Below are 17,978 nucleotides of genomic sequence, written 5' to 3'. Positions count from 1 at the left end.
CGCGCATGAAGGTCCTCAACCTCCAATGCGCGCACGGCCACGGCTTCGAGGGCTGGTTCGCGTCCAACGGCGACTTCGAGACGCAGCTCGCCGGCGGCCTGGTGTCCTGTCCCCTGTGCGGCGACACGGCCATCACCAAGCTGCTCACCGCGCCGCGCCTGAATCTCGGCAATGCCAAGCCGCCCGCCGAGCCTGCCCCGGTGCCCGCTGTCGCCCAGAGCGACTCGCCCGAGGGCCGCTGGATGCGCGCCGTGCGCGAGGTGATGGCCAAGACCGAGGACGTCGGCGACCGCTTCGCCGCCGAGGCACGCAAGATGCACTACGGCGAGGCCGAGGAGCGCGGCATCCGTGGCCAAGCCACGCGCGAGGAAGCCAAGGACCTGCTCGACGAGGGCATTTCGGTCTTTTCGCTGCCCCTGCCGCCGGCGCTCAAGGAAACGCTGCAGTAGCTGCGCTCGCTGTTTCAGGCTGCGAACTGGAGCGCCGCCAGGCGCGCATAGACACCGTTCTGTGCCACCAGCGCCGCGTGCGTCCCCTGTTCCACGATACCGCCGTGATCGAGCACGATGATGCGGTCGGCCCTTTGCACCGTCGCCAGCCGGTGCGCGATGACCAGCGTGGTGCGGTCCGCCATCGCCGATTCCAGCGCCGCCTGCACCATGCGCTCGCTCTCCGCATCGAGCGCACTGGTGGCCTCGTCGAGCAGCAGCAGCGGCGGGTTCTTGAGCATCGCTCGCGCAATCGCGATGCGCTGGCGCTGGCCGCCTGACAGCCGCACGCCGCGCTCGCCCAGGAAGGTGTCGTAGCCCTCGGGCAGGGCGCGCAGAAAGCCGTCGGCGAAGGCGGCGCGCGCCGCGGCGTACACCTCCTCGGCGCTGGCCTCGGGCCGGCCGTAGCGGATGTTCTCGAAGGCGCTGGCCGAGAAGATCACCGCGTCCTGCGGCACCAGCCCGATGCGGGTGCGCAGCGCGTCGAGGGCGAGGTCCGCGAGCGGCGCGCCGTCGAGCAGGATGCGGCCCGACTGCGGGTCGTAGTAGCGCAGCAGCAACTGGAACACCGTGCTCTTGCCCGCGCCGCTCGATCCCACCAGGGCGACCGTCTCACCCGGTGCGATGTCCAGGCTGAAGTCCCGCAAGGCCGGCGTGCCGGGGCGCGAGGGGTAGTGGAAGCCGATCTGCTCGAATCGCACGGCGCTCCCGGCTGCCGGCACCGCCGCCTGCGCGGGCCGCGTCGGCGACACGATCGCCGGCCTGGCATGCAGCAGCTCCATCAGCCGCTCGGTAGCGCCGGCCGCGCGCAGCAGGTCGCCGTAAACCTCGCCCAGCACCGCCGCCGCGCTGGCCAGGATGATCACGTAGACCACCGTCTGCCCCAGGTGCCCGGCCGTGATGTCGCCGCGCAGCACCGCCTGCGTGCCCTGGTACAGCCCCCACAGCAGGGCGGCCGAGGTGGCGATGATGATGAAGGCCACCAGCACCGAGCGCGCTTTGGTGCGGCGCACGGCGGTGCGGAAGGCGTCGTCGGTGGAGGCGTCGAAGCGCGCCGCCTCGCGCGCCTCGGCGGTGTAGCTCTGCACCACGGGGATCGCGTTCAGCACCTCGGCCGCGATGGCGCTCGAATCGGCCACCCGGTCCTGGCTGGCGCGCGAGAGCCGGCGCACCCGGCGGCCGAACCACATGCTGGGCAGCACCACCAGCACCAGGATGCCCAGCACCTGCACCATCACGTACGGGTTGGTCCAGACCAGCATGCCCAGCGCGCCGATCCCCATCACCGCGTTGCGCAGCCCCATGCTGAGCGAGGAGCCGACCACGGTCTGCACCAGCGTCGTGTCGGCCGTCAGCCGCGACAGCACCTCGCCGGTCTGCGTGGTCTCGAAGAAGGCCGGGCTCTGGCGCAGCACATGGGCATAGACCGCGTTGCGCAGGTCGGCAGTGACGCGCTCGCCCAGCCAGCTCACGGTGTAGAAGCGCGCCGCCGAGAAGACCCCGAGCGCCACGGCGACGCCGAAGAGGGCGAGGAAATGATCGCGCAGCGCCATCGTCTGCGCGCCGCGGTCGGCCACGATCAGGCCGCCGTCGATCAGGCTGCGCAGGGCCAGGGGAAACACCAGTGTGGTCGCCGCCGCCAGTACCAGGAACACGCCGGCCAGTGCGATCTGGACGCGGTAGGGCCGCAAAAAGGGCGCCAAGCCCGAGAGCGATCGAGGGGAGCCTTTGGCGGCCGAGGCAGGGGAAACCATGAGCCGGATTCTAGCCAGCGCTTGCCCATTCAAAGGCAGCCTTGACAATTACTGTCATGACACTAATATTCCGCGATGTCCCAGCCAACACGTCCGGAAGGCGACGCGCCGGTGCCACTCGAGGGATTACCCGCGATTCCCGACTTCTACCAGCCGGAGGGTTACCTCGCCGAGGAAAGCGTCGGCCACATGATGCGCCGCATCACGACCATCGTCGGCCAGCTCGTCTCGAACAAGATGTCCGAGCCCAGCGGGCCGACCTTCCCGCAATGGGCGCCCCTGTTCAAGCTCCACCTGGGCCATGCCGAGACCGTCGCCGAGCTCGCGCGTGAATGCCAGCTCGACACCGGCGCCATGACGCGGCTGCTCGACCGGCTGGAAGCCAAGGGCCTGTGCCGGCGCGTGCGCTCCCTGTCCGACCGGCGCGTGGTCAACATCGAACTCACCGAGGAGGGCCGCGAAGCCGCGCGCCAGGTGCCCCATGTGCTGTGCAGCGTGCAGAACGAAGTGCTGGCCGGCTTCAGCCGGGAAGAGTGGCAACAGCTCAAGGGCTTCCTGCACCGCATCCTCGACAACGCCCAGGCCGTTGCGGCCCGTGGAGAAAAGAATGATCCCGCTTCTTCCTGAATTTGCACGGCGCCCGATGACCGCCCTCGCCGCCGCAGCGGCGCTGTTCCTGGCCGGTTGCGCCGACATGGGCCACATCGATTCGCACGCGAAACTGCGCGATGCCGATTCGCTGGGCCTGTCCAGCCAGGCCGCCGAACTGGCCGCGCCCACTGTCGACAGCCAGTGGTGGCTGGCTTTCGGCGACGCCCAGCTGAACGCGCTGGTCGACCAGGCCCTGCAGGGCAACCCCAACCTGCAGGTCGCGCGTGCCCGCCTCGAACGCGCCCAGGCCGCGGTCGGCGTGGCGGAAGCCGCCCGCAAGCCCAAGCTCGACGGCCAGCTCGACCTCACGCGCGAGAAGTTCAGCGGCAACTCCATTTATCCCGCGCCGCTCGGCGGCTCGATCCAGGAGCTGGGCACGCTTCAGCTCAATGCGAGCTGGGAGCTCGACTTCTTCGGCAAGAACCGCACCGCCATCGAGAGCGCGGTCGGCGCCGCCAATGCCGCGGCGGCCGATGCCGACGCGGCCCGCGTGCTGCTGGCCAGCAACGTGGCCCGCGCCTATTTCCAATGGGCCCGCCTGGACGACCAGCTGACCGTGGCCAACCGCACGCTCACGCAGCGCGAGGAAACCCTCAAGCTGGTGCGCGACCGCGTCTCCGCCGGCCTGGACACGCGCCTCGAGCAGTACCAGAGCGAAGGCGGCCTGCCGCAGGCGCGCCAGCAGATCGAAGCGCTCAACGAGCAGATCGAGATCGCCCAGCATGCGCTGGACGCGTTGGTCGCCAAGCCCGGCACCGCCCAGGGCCTGGCCGCGCCGAAGCTCGCGGGCATCCGCCCCATCGCGCTGCAGCCGACCATCCCGGCCAACCTGCTGGGCCGCCGTGCCGACATCGCCTCTGCGCGCTGGCGCGTCGAGGCGGCCACCAGCGACGTCGCCAACGCCAAGACCCAGTTCTATCCGAACATCAACCTGGTGGCCTTCGCCGGCTTCTCCGCCCTCGGCTTCGGCAATCTCACCAAGTCCGGCAGCGAGCAGTGGGGCGTGGGCCCGGCCGTGCGGCTGCCCATCTTCGAAGGCGGCCGGCTGCGCGCCAACCTGCGCGGCAAGACGGCCGACCTCGATGCCGCGATCGAGAGCTACAACGCTACCGTGCTCGACGCCGTGCGCGACGTCGCCGACCAGGTCAGCAGCGTGCAGTCGGTCGCGCGCCAGCAGGCCGAGCAGGCCGCATCGCAGCGCGCCGCCGAGTCGGCCTACGACATCGCCGCGCAGCGCTATGGCGCCGGCCTCGGCAACTACCTCAACGTGCTGACGGCCGAGACCACCGTGCTCGCCGAACGCCGCCAGGCCGTGGACCTGGCCGCACGCGCCCTCGAGACCCAAGTGGGCCTCGCCCGCGCGCTGGGCGGCGGCTGGCAGCCTGAGAAGCTGTAAATGCATCCGTCACGCCCGCTCATCCCGCCCAGACGGCCCCACTCTGCGTTGCAAATGCTCGCCGTAGCACGAGCTACGGCTGCGCTTTCCGCCTTGATTGGAGCCACCTGGACGGGCTGCTCGGGCGCGCCAGATGCATTCACAGCTTCTGACACCGAAACGACCGCCGCGGCAGCCAAGCCCGCGACCCAACATCCCTGAAGCCACGCGCGAATCCGAAGGACATTCCCATGGACAGCAGCAACACCAACACCAACATCGCCGCCGTTGATGCACCGGCCCCCGCCAACAACAAGCGCCGCCGCGCGCTCACTGCGCTCGCCGCTGCGGTGGTGATCGCCGGCGCCGGCTGGGGCGCCTACGAATGGCTGGTCGCCAGCCGCTACGAAACGACCGACAACGCCTACGTGCAGGGCAACGTGATCCAGATCACGCCCCAGATCGGCGGCACCGTGATGGCCATCATGGCCGACGACACCGACCTGGTGAAGACCGGCCAGCCGCTGGTGCAGCTCGACCCGGCCGATGCCAAGGTGGCCCTCGAGCAGACCGAGGCGGCGCTCGGCCAGGCGGTGCGCCAGGTGCGCACCCTCTATGCCAACAACGGCTCGCTGGCGGCGCAGGTCTCGCTGCGCCAGGCCGACATCGTGAAGGCGCAGAGCGACATCGCCCGCGCGCAGGACGACCTCAAGCGCCGCCAGGCGCTGACGGGCAACGGCGCGGTGTCGAAGGAAGAGCTCAACCATGCCGAGACCGCGCTGGCCAACGCGAAGAGCGCGCTGGCCGCGGCGCAGGCCGGCGTGATCGCGGCGCGCGAGCAACTGGCCAGCAACCAGTCACTGACCGAGGGCACCACCGTCGAGCAGCACCCCAGCGTGCAGGCCGCCGCCGCCAAGGTGCGCGAGGCCTACCTCGCGACGCAGCGCGTGGCGCTGCCGGCGCCGGTCGAAGGCTACGTGGCCAAGCGCACCGTGCAGCTCGGCCAGCGCGTCGCGGCCGGCACGCCGATGATGTCGATCGTGCCGCTCAACCAGGTGTGGGTCGACGCCAACTTCAAGGAAGTGCAGCTGCGCAGCATCCGCCTCGACCAGCCGGTGAAGCTCACGGCCGACGTCTACGGCAAGAAGGTCGAGTACACCGGCCGCGTGGCCGGCCTGGGCGTGGGCACCGGCGCCGCTTTCGCGCTGCTGCCGGCGCAGAACGCCACCGGCAACTGGATCAAGGTGGTGCAGCGGGTGCCGGTGCGCATCGCGCTCGACGCCGAGCAGCTCAAGGCCAACCCGCTGCGCGTGGGCCTGTCGATGGACGTGGAGGTCGACGTGCGGCAGAAGGGCGGCAAGACGCTGGCCGATGCGCCGCGCGCCACCGCGCTGGCCCAGACGCAGGTCTACAGCCAGCTCGACCAGGGCGCCGACGCCGAGGTGCAGCGCATCATCGCCGCCAACCTGGGCCGTACCCCGGCGATCGCCGGCGCGGCGAAGCAGCCGCATGGCGCAGCACCCGCTGCCGGCTCGGCCGTCTCGCACGTGAACCCGATCTGAGCGAAGGCGCGCACGATGGCCACCGCCGCGGCTGCCGCCGCCCATCCGCCGCTCGAAGGCTCGGCCCGCCTGTGGGGCACGATCGCGCTCTCGGCCGCGACCTTCATGAACGTGCTCGACACCTCGATCGCGAACGTGTCGCTGCCGGCCATCTCCGGCGACCTGGGCGTGAGCTCCACGCAGGGCACCTGGGTCATCACCAGCTTCGCCGTCGCCAACGCGATCGCGGTGCCGCTCACCGGCTGGCTCACGCAGCGCTTCGGCCAGGTGCGCCTGTTCATGGCCAGCGTGCTGCTGTTCATCATCAGCTCGTGGCTGTGCGGCCTGGCGCCCAACATGACCACGCTGATCGCCTTCCGCGCGCTGCAGGGCTTCGTGGCCGGGCCGATGATCCCGCTGTCGCAGACGCTGTTGCTGTCGAGCTACCCGAAGGCCAAGGCCGGCCTCGCGATGGCGATGTGGTCGATGACCACGCTCGTCGCGCCGGTCATGGGGCCGCTCCTGGGCGGCTGGATCACCGACAACATCTCCTGGCCCTGGATCTTCTACATCAACATCCCGGTGGGCCTGCTCGCCGCCGGCATCACCTGGGGCATCTACCACAAGCGCGAGAGCAGCACGCGCAAGGTGCCGATCGACGGTATCGGCCTGGCGCTGCTGGTGCTGTGGGTCGGCTCGTTGCAGCTGATGCTCGACAAGGGCAAGGAGCTCGACTGGTTCCATTCGCCCGAGATCGTCGCGATGGCGGTGGTGGCGGTGGTCGGTTTCGCCTTCTTCCTGGTGTGGGAGCTGACCGACAAGCATCCGGTGGTAGACCTGTCGCTCTTCAAGCGGCGCAACTTCTGGTCCGGCGCGCTCGCCACCGCGGTGGCCTACGGGCTGTTCTTCGGCAACGTCGTGATCCTGCCGCTGTGGCTGCAGCAGTTCATGGGCTACACCGCCACGCAGGCCGGCATGATCATGGCGCCGGTGGGGCTGCTGGCGATCGTGTTCTCGCCGATGGTCGGCCTCACCGTGGGCAAGATCGATCCGCGCCGCTACGCGACCTTCTCCTTCCTGGTGTTCGCGCTGGTGCTGTGGATGCGCTCGAACTTCAACACCCAGGCCGACTTCTGGACCATCATGATCCCGACCGTGATCCAGGGCGTGGCGATGGCCTTCTTCTTCATCCCGCTGGTGACGATCACGCTCTCGGGCCTCGCGCCCGACCGCATCGCGGCCGCCTCGGGCTTGTCGAACTTTGCGCGCATCACTGCGGGTGCGATGGGCACCTCCATCGCGACCACGCTGTGGGAGAACCGCGCAGCGCTGCATCATGCGCAATTGGTCGAGTCGGTCAACGCGGGCAGCGCCGCCGCCAACAGCGCCATGGCCGGGCTGAGTGCGAGCGGCTTCTCCGCCGAGCAGGTGCTGGGCCAGATCAACCGCATGGTGGACCAGCAGTCCTTCATGCTGGCGGCCAATGATGTGTTCTATGCGTCGGCGGTCCTGTTCCTGCTGCTGATTCCCTTCGTGTGGCTCGCGAAGCCCGCGCGCGGCACCGGCGCATCGGACGCGGCCGCCGGAGCGCACTGAGCACCTTGCGGCAACGCCCGCCCGTCACGTCCTTCCGCGGACGTGGCGGGCTTTCGTGCGCCTGACGCTGGTTGCGGTGCAGCATAGGCATTTGCCCCAGTAGGCAAGTGTTGCTGCGGCTGCAAACAATGCGTTTCGCGCAGCCATGGTGGCGCGCCCAAATGAACCGCATGACCGATCTTTCCTGCCAGTACCCGGGCGACCGCGCGAGATGAGCGACATCATTCTCGAGACACGCCAGCTCACCAAGGAATTCAAGGGCTTCACCGCCGTCAGCAACGTCGATCTGAAGGTGGTGCGCGGCTCCATCCACGCCTTGATCGGGCCCAACGGCGCCGGCAAGACGACCTGCTTCAACCTGCTCACCAAGTTCCTCGAGCCCACCTCGGGAACCATCCTCTTCAACGGCCAGGACATCACGGGCGAGCGCCCCGCGCAGATCGCGCGCCGCGGCATCATCCGCTCCTTCCAGATCTCCGCCGTGTTTCCGCATCTCACGCTGCTCGAGAACGTGCGCCTGGGCTTGCAGCGCGCGCTCGGCACCTCCTACCATTTCTGGAAGAGCGAGAAGACGCTCAAGCCGCTCGATGCCCGCGCCCGCGCGCTGCTGGCCGAAGTCGGCCTCGAGGAACTCGCCGACGAGGAGACCGTGAACCTGCCCTACGGCCGCAAGCGCGCGCTCGAGATCGCGACCACGCTCGCGATGGAGCCCGAGCTGATGCTGCTCGACGAGCCCACGCAGGGCATGGGCCATGAAGACGTACACCGCGTGGCCGAGCTGATCAAGCGTGTCTCGGCCGGCCGCACCATCCTGATGGTGGAGCACAACATGAGCGTGGTCTCCACCATCGCCGACACCATCACGGTGCTGCAGCGCGGCGCCGTGCTGGCCGAGGGGCCGTATGCCGAGGTCTCGCGGAACCCGCAGGTGATGGAAGCCTACATGGGCACCACCGACGGCCAGTTGCAGGGAGCCCATTGAATGAGCGCTCCTGCACTCGAAATCAAGGACCTCCACGCCTGGTACGGCGAATCCCACGTGCTGCATGGCGTCGACATGGTCGTGCAGCCCGGCGAGGTGGTCACGCTGCTCGGCCGCAACGGGGCCGGGCGCACCACCACGATGCGCGCCATCCTGGGCCTGACCGGCGCGCGCAAGGGCAGCATCAAGGTCCACGGCACCGAGACCATCGGCATGGCCACGCACCGCATCGCGCACCACGGCATCGGCTACTGCCCGGAGGAGCGCGGCATCTTCGCCAGCCTTTCGGCCGAAGAGAACCTGCTGCTGCCGCCCGCACTCAAGGGAGCGGAGAAGGGCATGTCGGTGGAGGAAATCTACGCCATGTTCCCCAACCTGGCCGAGCGCCGCAACAGCCAGGGCACGCGCCTGTCTGGCGGCGAGCAGCAGATGCTGGCAGTGGCGCGCATCCTGCGCACCGGCGCCCGGCTGCTCCTGCTCGACGAGATCTCGGAGGGACTGGCCCCGGTGATCGTGCAGGCCCTGGCCCGCATGATCCACACCTTGCGCGGCAAGGGCTACACGGTGGTCATGGTGGAGCAGAACTTCCGTTTTGCAGCACCGCTGGCCGACCGGTTCTACGTGATGGAGCACGGCCGCATTGTCGAAAAATTCGGTGCATCCGAGCTCGACGCCAAGATGCCGACACTGCACGAATTGCTCGGCGTCTGATCCCGTTCACTTTTTTTTGCTTGAAGGAGACACCATGAAGACTGCATTCACCGCGATCGCGCTGGCCGTCGGCGCCCTGGCCCTGGCTTCCGGCGCGCAGGCGCAGGAGAAAGTCAAGATCGGCTTCGTTACCGACATGTCGAGCCTGTACTCCGACCTCGAGGGCAAGGGAGGCGCCACCGCGATCGAGATGGCCATCGCCGACTTCGGCGGCAAGGCGCTCGGCCAGCCCATCGAACTGCTCACGGCCGACCACCAGAACAAGGCCGACATCGCCGCTTCCAAGGCGCGCGAATGGATCGACACGGCAGGCGTGACCATGGTCTTCGGCGGCACCAACTCCGGCGCGGCGCTGGCCACCGCCAAGGTGGCGTCGGAGAAGAAGCGGGTGTTCTTCACCAACGGCGCGGCCAGTTCGGCGCTGACCAACGACCAGTGCAGCCCCTACACCGTGCACTACGCCTACGACACCGTGGCCCTGGCCAAGGGCACCGGCGGCGCGGTGGTGGAGCAGGGCGGCAAGAGCTGGTTCTTCCTGACCGCCGACTACGCCTTCGGCCATGCGCTGGAGGGCGACACCGAGCGAATCGTGAAGGAGAAGGGCGGCACGGTAGTCGGCAAGGTGCGCCATCCGCTCAACGCCTCGGACTTCTCGTCCTTCCTCCTGCAGGCGCAGAACTCCAAGGCCCAGATCCTGGGCTTGGCGAACGCCGGCGGCGACACCATCAACTCGATCAAGGCCGCCAGGGAATTCGGCATCGGCAAGACCATGAAGACCGCGGGCCTGCTGGTGTTCCTGTCCGACGTGCACAGCCTGGGCCTGAAGAACACCGAAGGCCTGCTGCACACGACCAGCTGGTACTGGGACCTGAACGACGCCTCGCGCAAGTTCGCGACCCGCTACTTCGAGAAGACCAAGCGCATGCCGACCGACATCCAGGCGGCCGACTACTCGGCCACCATGACCTACCTGAAGGCGGTCGAGGCGGCCAAGTCGACCGATTCGGACAAGGTGATGGAGCAGCTCAAGAAGCTGCCGATCAACGACTTCTATGCCAAGGGCCAGATCCGCGCCGACGGGCGCATGGTGCACGACATGTACCTGGTGCAGGTCAAGGCGCCCTCTGAATCGAAGCAGCCCTGGGACTACCTGAAGGTCGTCAAGACGCTGCCGGGCGACCAGGTCTTCACGACGAAGGCCGAGTCCAAGTGCGCCCTCTGGAAATAAGCTGACCCGCCGATCCCGCTCATCGTTCTTCCCCGTATGCAAATTTCGCTGCCTGCCCTGCTGAGCCAGCTCCTCCTCGGGCTGGTCAACGGATCGTTCTACGCGATCCTGAGCCTCGGACTCGCGGTGATCTTCGGCCTGCTCAACGTTATCAACTTCGCGCACGGCGCCCTGTTCATGCTGGGGGCGGTGCTGACCTGGATGGCGATGAACTACCTCGGGATCAACTACTGGGTGATGCTCATCGCGGCGCCGATCGTCGTCGGCCTCTTCGGCGTCGTGATCGAGCGGCTGCTGCTGCGCTGGATCTACAAGCTCGACCATCTCTACGGCCTGCTGCTCACGCTGGGCCTCACGCTCTTGATCGAGGGGGTGTTCCGCTCCGTCTACGGCGTCTCGGGCCTGCCCTACGACACGCCCGATGCGCTGGCCAGCGCCACCGACCTCGGCTTCATGATCCTGCCCAACTACCGGGCCTGGGTGGTGGTGGCCTCGCTGGTGGTCTGCTTCGCCACCTGGTTCGTGATCGAGAAAACGCGCCTGGGCGCCTACCTGCGCGCCGGCACCGAGAACCCGCGCCTGGTCGAGGCCTTCGGCGTCAACGTTCCGCTGATGATCACGCTGACCTACGGCTTCGGCGTCGCGCTCGCCGCCTTCGCGGGCGTGCTGGCGGCGCCGGTGATCCAGGTCTCGCCGCTGATGGGGCAGAACCTCATCATCGTGGTCTTCGCGGTGGTGGTGATCGGCGGCATGGGCTCGATCATGGGCGCCATCCTCACGGGCCTGGGCCTGGGCGTCATCGAGGGGTTCACCAAGGTCTTCTATCCCGAGGGCTCGTCCACCGTCGTCTTCGTGATCATGGTCATCGTGCTCCTGATCCGGCCGGCCGGCCTGTTCGGCAAAGAGAAGTGAAGCGGCTCACTTGATGATGATGAAGAACAACAACATCTCTTTCGTTCTCTACGGCCTGCTGCTGCTCGGGCTGATCGCCGCGCCCTTCCTCGGCGCCTACCCGGTGTTCGTGATGAAGCTCATGTGCTTCGCGCTGTTCGCCTCGGCCTTCAACCTGCTGCTGGGCTTCACCGGGCTGCTGTCCTTCGGCCACGCGGCCTTTCTCGGCGGCTCCGCGTACATCGCGGGCGAGGCGATGAAGGCGTGGGGCCTGACGCCCGAGCTGGGCCTCATCGCCGGCACGCTCACCGGCGCACTGCTGGGCTGGGTCTTCGGCGTGCTGGCCATCCGCCGCCAGGGCATCTATTTCGCGATGATCACGCTGGCGCTCGCGCAGATGGTTTTCTTCATCTGCCTGCAGGCCAAGTTCACCGGCGGCGAAGACGGCCTGCAGGGCGTGCCGCGCGGCAAGCTCTTCGGCGTGCTGGACCTGCAGAACGACCTGACCATGTATTACGTGGCCCTGGTGATCGTGGTCGTCGGCTTCCTGCTGATCGTGCGCACCATCCACTCGCCCTTCGGCCAGGTGCTCAAGGGCATCAAGGAGAACGAGCCGCGCGCGCTCTCGCTGGGCTACGACGTGGGTCGCTTCAAGCTGCTGGCCTTCGTGATCTCGGCCGCGCTCTCGGGCCTGGCCGGCTCGCTCAAGACCCTGGTGCTGGGCTTCGCCACGCTCTCCGACGTGCACTGGACCGCCTCGGGCCAAGTGATCCTGATGACGCTGGTGGGCGGCCTGGGCACGCTCTCCGGCCCGCTGGTCGGCTCGGCGGTGGTGGTGCTGCTGGAGAACAAGATCGGCGAGTTCGGCCACCTGCTGGCCAGCCTGACTTCCATCGAATGGTTCGGCACGCTGGGCGAGTCGGTCACCATGGTCACGGGCCTGATCTTCGTGATCTGCGTGCTGGCCTTCCGGCGCGGGATCATGGGGGAGATCATCGCCTTCATGTCGCGCCGGCGCTAGCGCCTCGGGTCCGCTCAACTCAAGGTTAGCCCGCAGAAAGTGCCATCGCGCGAGTTGGGAATGCGCGCAGCAATTTCTTGTCCTCCGTCACAAGCTTGGCGTCGAGCTTCATCGCCAACGCAATCAACTCGCAGTCGTACGCGGAGCAGTCGCTGTCACGCACCAACTCGAGTACGACCCGCGAATCAACTTCAAACTCTGATCCAGCCAGCAGGCTTTCCGCCTCTGCCTGCAGGCTGCACGCCTGCTCAAAGCTGAGAGTCTTCCGCCTGACATAGCCGGTAAGAATGTTCCGAAACTCGCTGCGCCACAGAACAGGAGCAGCCCAGTCTGGCTCTCGCTCAAGTAACTTCTCAGCCTCTGCGGTGAAGTCGCCAGGTAGATAGAGACAAGCCAATACATTGGAGTCCACCACGATCATGGTCGCCCCTCACGTTTCAGCGCATCGATGTCACGCGCTCGGAACTTGCCTTTCGGTAGAGCGGCACGCAGTTCCCGCGCACGAGCCAACCTTTCGGAGGGCGCAACCTTGGTGGGCAGAAGCGCAGCTTCCAGGCACACGATTGCCTCACTGTTCATACTGCGGCGGTGCGCCTGCGCAGAGAGCTTCAGGCGGTCATACACGGCATCTGGAATGTTCTTTAGAGTCAGGGTCGTAGGCATATCGATCTCCACCAAAGTGGAACCATTATGGTTCCAAATTCAAGAACCTCTCAGGAGCCCGACCAATGTGGCACCCCGCCGAACGCTACCCCGACCCCGCCATCGAGATCCTCGACCCGCGCTTCGCCAAATACCGCCTGATGAGCGCCGCGGTCGAGCGCCTGGCGACGGGCTTTCGCTGGGCCGAGGGGCCGGTGTGGTTCGGCGACGGCCGCTGCCTGCTGTGGAGCGACATCCCCAACAACCGCGTGCTGCGCTGGGACGAGGAAAGCGGCGGCGTCAGCCACTTCCGCAAGCCCTCGAACTTCGCCAACGGCCATACGCGCGACCGGCAGGGGAGGCTGCTTTCCTGCGAGCACGGCACGCGGCGCGTAACGCGCACCGAATACGACGGCTCGATCACCGTGATCCTCGATGGCTTCGAGGGCAAGCGCCTCAACTCGCCCAACGACATCGTCGTCAAGTCGGACGACTCGATCTGGTTCACCGATCCGCCCTTCGGCATCCTCGGCCACTACGAAGGCCACGCGGCCGAGCCGGAGCTGCCGACCAACGTCTACCGCGTCGATGGAAAAACAGGCAAGGCCACCGTGGTCTGCGGCGACATCGAGCGCCCCAACGGCCTGTGCTTCTCGCCCGACGAGCGCCTGATGTACGTGGTCGAGTCGGGCAGCACGCCGCGGCGCATCCGCGTGTTCGACCTGAGCGAGGACGGGCAAGGCCTGAAGAACGGCCGCGTGTTCGTGCAGGCCGATCCGCAGGGCTCGCCCGACGGTTTCCGCTGCGACGTCGACGGCAACCTCTGGGCCGGCTGGGGCACCGGCGAGGGCCGCGACGGGGTGATGGTGTTCGCGCCCGACGCCACGCCCATCGGCCGCATCGCGCTGCCGGAGCGCTGCGCCAATGTCTGCTTCGGCGGCCCGGCGCGCAACCGGCTGTTCATGGCGGCGAGCCAGTCGCTTTACGCGCTCTACGTCAATACGCAGGGCGTGCGCGGCGGCTGAATCTCAGGCCCGGCGCAGCAGCCGGCGCAGCACGGTCTTCAGGGGGCTCGCCCCGAAGATCAGCCGCGAGTACGAGACGAACAGCCCGCGTGTCAGCAGCAGGCTGCCGTAGTAGTAGATGCGGTACTGCCTGGGCCCACGGCGCGTGTCCGGGTGGCGCAGCGCCCGCCGCAGCAGGCCGAGGTCCTTGCCTTCGCCGGACAGCCAGCGTTCGAGGAAGCTGAGCCACAGATAGCCGCCCTGGTCGTCCAGGGGCCGCCACAGCGCGGAGGCGCCGGGGCGGCGGCGTTCGAGCTGCGCGCGCAACCACGCGTCGAAGCGCACGGCGCGCTGCCGCATCGCCTTGATCTGTGCCACCGAGACCATCGAGCCCTTGGTCGCGGAGGCGCCATGCACGCGGTAGCGCGTCAGCGGCTCGGGAATCCAGGCGCTCGGGCTGATCAGCGCCGCGGCGGTGCACAGCTGCAGGTCCTGGTACATCATGCGGTCGGCATCCAGGGGGCCGATGGCCTCGAGGACTTCGCGCCGGAAGGCCAGGCCCGAGGTCAGCGAGAGCACGGGGCAGGAGGCGGCCATCAAGGTCTCGGCCGCCAGCCAGCCCTGGGGGGCGCGCCCGCCGGGATAGTACGGCGCGTGCCCCAGATGGGGTTGTCCCTCCGAGAAGCGCTGCATGCCGTTGTGGGTCCACCCAGGAAGATGCCCGTCCACCCGCCGGCGCAGTGCATCCAGCACCTTCTCGATGCGTTCCGGCGCCATGGCGTCGTCGGCATCCAGCAGCAGTACCACCTCGCCGGTGCAGGCCGCGAGCGCGGCGTTGGTGGCCACGCAGATGCCGCCGTTGAGCTGGTGGATGGGCAGGATCTGTGCGAAGCGCGCGGCATAGCCGTCCAGCACCTGCGCGGTGTCGTCGGTCGAGCCGTCGTTCACCACCACGATCTGGTCCGCCGGGACGGTCTGGGCCAGGCAGCTGTCCAGGCACTCGGGCAGGAAGCGGCCGTAGTTGAAGCAGATGATGGCGATGCTGACCTTCGGCACGGCCGGCAGCTCGTTCAGAGCCATGGGCTCGATGGCAAACGGTGCAACGGACAGGATCTTTGCGACTGCTTTCACGACAGCGTCCCCAAGGGCCACGAGGGCGGCGTCCTGCATTGTGCCTCCGGATGACGAGTACATCGCAAGTGTTACAGCTGACGACGCACGAACGGACGGCCCGCCGATAGAGGCATTCCACGATTGAGCGCAGCTCAATCGAAGGCTAAGGTCCCGGCATGGATCGCCTGCCGCCCCTCAACGCCATCCGCGCCTTCGAAGCCGCGGCACGCCACATGAGCATCACGCTGGCGGCCGACGAGCTCAGCGTCACGCCCGGCGCCGTCAGCCGGCAGATCAAGAGCCTCGAGGAGACGCTGGGACTGCAACTGCTCAAGCGCGGGCACCGCCAGATCTCCCTGACGCGGCAGGGCGCCGAGTACTACCGCGCGGTGGCACGCGCGATCGAGTCGCTGCGCGACGCGACCCGCCGGCTCAAGCGGCGCAGCCAGCGCAAGCAGCTCAAGATCCGCGCCTACACCACCTTCGCGATGCGCTGGCTGATCCCGCGCTTGTCGGAGTTCCATGCCGCGCACCCGGACGTCGAGGTGCTGCTGAAGGCCTCGCTCGAGCCGGTGGACTTCCGCAAGGAGGACATCGACGGCGCGATCCGCCTGGGCGACGGCAACTGGCCCGGCACCCGCAGCTTGCGGCTGCTCGACAACATCCTGGCGCCGGTCGCCAGCCCCGAGCTGCTGAAGAAGGGGCCGAAGCTCAAGCGTCCGTCCGACCTGGCGCACCACACGCTGCTGCACACCATCGCCCGGCCGGACGACTGGGCCTACTGGCTGGAGGCGGTCGGTGGCGCCAGCCAGCTCGACCCGCGCGCCGGCATGACCTACGAGAGCTCGGCCATGAGCTACGCCGCCGCCATCGAGGGCCAGGGCGTCGCCATGGCCCAGCTCTTCCTGGTCGAGAAGGACCTGGAAGAAGGCCGGCTGGTCATGCCCTTCAAGAAGACGCTCGACATGGGCGACTTCACCTACTACCTGCTCACGCCCAGCCATCGGGACGAGCCGGCGCACATGAAGACCTTCAGGCTCTGGATGATGGAGCAGTTCAGGAAGGCCTGAGCCTGCGAGACCGTGGTCTGCGCTCCATCTCTATTCGGCCAGAAGCTTCAAGGCTGTCTGCCGGATCAGGGGCACCATCGCGTTCTGCGTGAGCGTCGCCGCGCGCAGCGCGCTTGTCGCCATCATCAACTTGCTGTGCAGGCGGGGCGCGGTGATCGGCCGTGTCACGAAAGCCTGCGGACGCGCGGCCGTGGCGACGGCATTGCGCGGCAAGATTGCACTGCCTGCGCCGTCTTCGACCAGGTCGAGAATGGCTGCGACGCCATCGATCTCCAAGGCCACCTGCGGTCGGCAACCCAGTTGCGACATCTCGTGTTCCACGAGCATCCTGATGGCGTTCGGGCGGCTTGGGATGACCAACGGAAGGCCGGCTACCTGGCGCAGCGGTATTGCCCTCGCATTCCGTGCGGATACCGCCTTGCCGGTCCTGCGCTGTACCAGGACGAGTGGCTCTTCGAGCAAGCGGCTCAGTTCCACTTCCGGCGTCTGGGCAGCGTTGTACAGCAATGCAATATCGAGCTGGCCGGTGACGAGCGATTCATACAGCGCGACGGACAGGGCCTCCCTGACAGACACTGAAGCTTCCGGCATGCGCTTCCTGACCTCGCGGATGAGCGGAACGGCGAGCACCTTGGCCACGCTGGGCGGCAGCCCGATCGCGACCCGGCCGGCGAGGGCGCCGCGCACGCGACCCAGCTCCTCGCGTGCGCGCTCGACCTGATGAAGAATGCCGCGCCCGTGCTCGAGCAACAGCCGGCCGGCCTCTGTGGGTACGGCACCCCTTCCGTTGCGGGTCAGCAGCGTCTGGCGCAGTTCCACTTCGAGCAGCCTGACCTGACGGCTGAGTGCGGGCTGGGCAATGTCCAGTGCGAGGGACGCGCGAGTAAAGCTGCCGAGCTCTGCCACACGAACGAAGTAGTCCAGTTGACGAAGCTCCATGAATTCAGTGTAGCGACAACCGGTACCGAGGCTAGTTCTCCCGCGGCCAATAGAGGCGCATGGGGTTGTCGACCAGCAGCTTTCTTTGCAGCTCGCCTGTAGGCGCGATGTGCGGAATGAAGTCCACAAGCAGGCCGTCGTCGGGCATAGCGTCCTTCAGATTCGGATGCGGCCAGTCGGTGCCCCACAGCACGCGATCGGGGAACGACTCGACGACGCGGCGCGCGAACGGCACGACATCGCGGTAGGGGGCCTGCTCGCCGTCTCGAGCGGACGGTCCTGTGATGGACAGGCGCTCCGGGCAACTCACCTTCGTCCACACGTTGGCATGCTCGCGCATGAACCTGAGGAAAAGCTCGAACTGGGGGTCGTCGACCGGCTTGCTCACGTCGGGACGGCCCATGTGGTCGACCACCACCGCGGTGGGCAGGCTGGTGAAGAAGTCCCACAACTGCGGCAGGTCCACGGCCTCGAAATAGATCACCACGTGCCAGCCCCATTGGTGAACGCGAGCCGCGATCTCCATCAATTCGTCCTTCGGCGTGAAATCCACCAGTCGCTTGACGAAGTTGAATCGCACGGCGCGAACGCCGGCGGCGTGCAACTGCTGCAGTTCCTCGTCGCTCACGTCGCGCTTGACCGTGGCCACACCCCTGGCGCGCCCGGCAGAGGCATGGAGCGCATCCACCAGCGCGCGGTTGTCCGCGCCGTGGCAGGTGGCCTGCACGATCACGTTGCGGTCGAACCCCAAGTGATCGCGCAGGGCGAACAATTGCTCCTTCGACGCATCGCAGGGCGTGTACTTGCGCTCCGGCGCATAGGGAAACTGCGCGCCCGGGCCAAACACGTGGCAGTGGGCGTCGACGCTGCCGGGCGGCAGCTTGAACGTCGGCTTCGCCGGATGGGCGTGCCAGTCCAGCCAGCCGGGAGATTTGGTGAATGCAGTCATGGCGTACCTCTGCAGCGATCGCC

General features: G+C 67.6%; 18 protein-coding genes. 12 read left to right on the top strand and 6 right to left on the bottom strand.

Annotated features, from left to right (window positions below; translation table 11 throughout):
• Positions 1-5: 5 nt before the first annotated feature.
• A complete protein-coding gene (locus AC3A6X_RS32035) occupies positions 6-449 on the top strand; it encodes a DUF1178 family protein (RefSeq protein ID WP_487845969.1) in 444 nt (147 codons plus the stop codon).
• A gap of 14 nt (positions 450-463) precedes the next feature.
• Here AC3A6X_RS32035 and AC3A6X_RS32030 read toward each other — a convergent pair whose 3' ends face one another.
• On the bottom strand, positions 464-2,242 hold the full coding sequence (locus AC3A6X_RS32030; RefSeq protein WP_487845968.1) for an ABC transporter transmembrane domain-containing protein: 1,779 nt from the start codon (positions 2,240-2,242) through the stop codon (positions 464-466).
• A 75-nt stretch (positions 2,243-2,317) separates the two neighbouring features.
• Here AC3A6X_RS32030 and AC3A6X_RS32025 point away from each other — a divergent pair, with 75 nt between their 5' ends.
• The 9 genes from AC3A6X_RS32025 (at position 2,318) to AC3A6X_RS31985 (ending at position 12,238) form a co-directional block, all read left to right on the top strand.
• Entirely contained in the window at positions 2,318-2,869 is a 552-nt protein-coding gene (locus AC3A6X_RS32025; RefSeq protein ID WP_487845967.1) for a MarR family winged helix-turn-helix transcriptional regulator, read from the top strand.
• 16 nt (positions 2,870-2,885) lie between these two features.
• Complete coding sequence (locus AC3A6X_RS32020) at positions 2,886-4,289, top strand: efflux transporter outer membrane subunit (RefSeq protein ID WP_487845966.1); 1,404 nt, start codon at positions 2,886-2,888, stop codon at positions 4,287-4,289.
• 230 nt (positions 4,290-4,519) lie between these two features.
• Positions 4,520-5,830, top strand: coding sequence for an EmrA/EmrK family multidrug efflux transporter periplasmic adaptor subunit (locus AC3A6X_RS32015; protein WP_487845965.1), 1,311 nt, complete (start codon positions 4,520-4,522; stop codon positions 5,828-5,830).
• Between the two features lie 15 nt (positions 5,831-5,845).
• The gene (locus AC3A6X_RS32010; RefSeq protein WP_487845964.1) at positions 5,846-7,405 is read left to right on the top strand and encodes a DHA2 family efflux MFS transporter permease subunit; all 1,560 of its coding nucleotides are present in this window, start codon (positions 5,846-5,848) and stop codon (positions 7,403-7,405) included.
• A 211-nt stretch (positions 7,406-7,616) separates the two neighbouring features.
• A complete protein-coding gene (locus AC3A6X_RS32005; RefSeq protein WP_309964349.1) occupies positions 7,617-8,387 on the top strand; it encodes an ABC transporter ATP-binding protein in 771 nt (256 codons plus the stop codon).
• Positions 8,388-9,098 carry an ABC transporter ATP-binding protein gene (locus AC3A6X_RS32000; protein ID WP_487845963.1) on the top strand — a complete coding sequence of 237 codons (711 nt, stop codon included), beginning with the start codon at positions 8,388-8,390 and terminating at the stop codon, positions 9,096-9,098. It begins immediately after the preceding gene.
• A gap of 34 nt (positions 9,099-9,132) precedes the next feature.
• A complete protein-coding gene (locus tag AC3A6X_RS31995; protein WP_487845962.1) occupies positions 9,133-10,326 on the top strand; it encodes an ABC transporter substrate-binding protein in 1,194 nt (397 codons plus the stop codon).
• 36 nt (positions 10,327-10,362) lie between these two features.
• On the top strand, positions 10,363-11,238 hold the full coding sequence (locus tag AC3A6X_RS31990; protein ID WP_487845961.1) for a branched-chain amino acid ABC transporter permease: 876 nt from the start codon (positions 10,363-10,365) through the stop codon (positions 11,236-11,238).
• A gap of 19 nt (positions 11,239-11,257) precedes the next feature.
• The gene (locus AC3A6X_RS31985) at positions 11,258-12,238 is read left to right on the top strand and encodes a branched-chain amino acid ABC transporter permease (protein ID WP_487846031.1); all 981 of its coding nucleotides are present in this window, start codon (positions 11,258-11,260) and stop codon (positions 12,236-12,238) included.
• 25 nt (positions 12,239-12,263) lie between these two features.
• Here AC3A6X_RS31985 and AC3A6X_RS31980 read toward each other — a convergent pair whose 3' ends face one another.
• Positions 12,264-12,659, bottom strand: a complete 396-nt coding sequence (locus tag AC3A6X_RS31980) for a type II toxin-antitoxin system VapC family toxin (RefSeq protein ID WP_487845960.1) — start codon at positions 12,657-12,659, stop codon at positions 12,264-12,266.
• Positions 12,656-12,901: a FitA-like ribbon-helix-helix domain-containing protein gene (locus AC3A6X_RS31975; protein ID WP_487845959.1), complete on the bottom strand. Its 246-nt coding sequence runs from the start codon at positions 12,899-12,901 to the stop codon at positions 12,656-12,658. The genes AC3A6X_RS31980 and AC3A6X_RS31975 overlap by 4 nt, the downstream gene beginning before the upstream one ends.
• A gap of 65 nt (positions 12,902-12,966) precedes the next feature.
• On the opposite strand from AC3A6X_RS31975, the gene AC3A6X_RS31970 reads away from it, so the two are divergent.
• On the top strand, positions 12,967-13,905 hold the full coding sequence (locus AC3A6X_RS31970; RefSeq protein ID WP_487845958.1) for an SMP-30/gluconolactonase/LRE family protein: 939 nt from the start codon (positions 12,967-12,969) through the stop codon (positions 13,903-13,905).
• A 3-nt stretch (positions 13,906-13,908) separates the two neighbouring features.
• On the opposite strand, the gene AC3A6X_RS31965 is transcribed toward AC3A6X_RS31970, so the two are convergent.
• Positions 13,909-15,015, bottom strand: a complete 1,107-nt coding sequence (locus tag AC3A6X_RS31965) for a glycosyltransferase family 2 protein (protein ID WP_487845957.1) — start codon at positions 15,013-15,015, stop codon at positions 13,909-13,911.
• A gap of 158 nt (positions 15,016-15,173) precedes the next feature.
• On the opposite strand from AC3A6X_RS31965, the gene gcvA reads away from it, so the two are divergent.
• Positions 15,174-16,067: a transcriptional regulator GcvA gene (gene gcvA, locus AC3A6X_RS31960; RefSeq protein WP_487845956.1), complete on the top strand. Its 894-nt coding sequence runs from the start codon at positions 15,174-15,176 to the stop codon at positions 16,065-16,067.
• A gap of 30 nt (positions 16,068-16,097) precedes the next feature.
• On the opposite strand, the gene AC3A6X_RS31955 is transcribed toward gcvA, so the two are convergent.
• Entirely contained in the window at positions 16,098-17,006 is a 909-nt protein-coding gene (locus AC3A6X_RS31955) for a LysR substrate-binding domain-containing protein (RefSeq protein ID WP_487845955.1), read from the bottom strand.
• A 31-nt stretch (positions 17,007-17,037) separates the two neighbouring features.
• Positions 17,038-17,955, bottom strand: coding sequence for an amidohydrolase family protein (locus tag AC3A6X_RS31950; RefSeq protein ID WP_487845954.1), 918 nt, complete (start codon positions 17,953-17,955; stop codon positions 17,038-17,040).
• Positions 17,956-17,978: the final 23 nt, after the last annotated feature.

The sequence above is a fragment of the Variovorax sp. Soil_C_12 genome (assembly GCF_057657375.1).
This window is presented reverse-complemented; position numbering and strand designations above follow the sequence as displayed.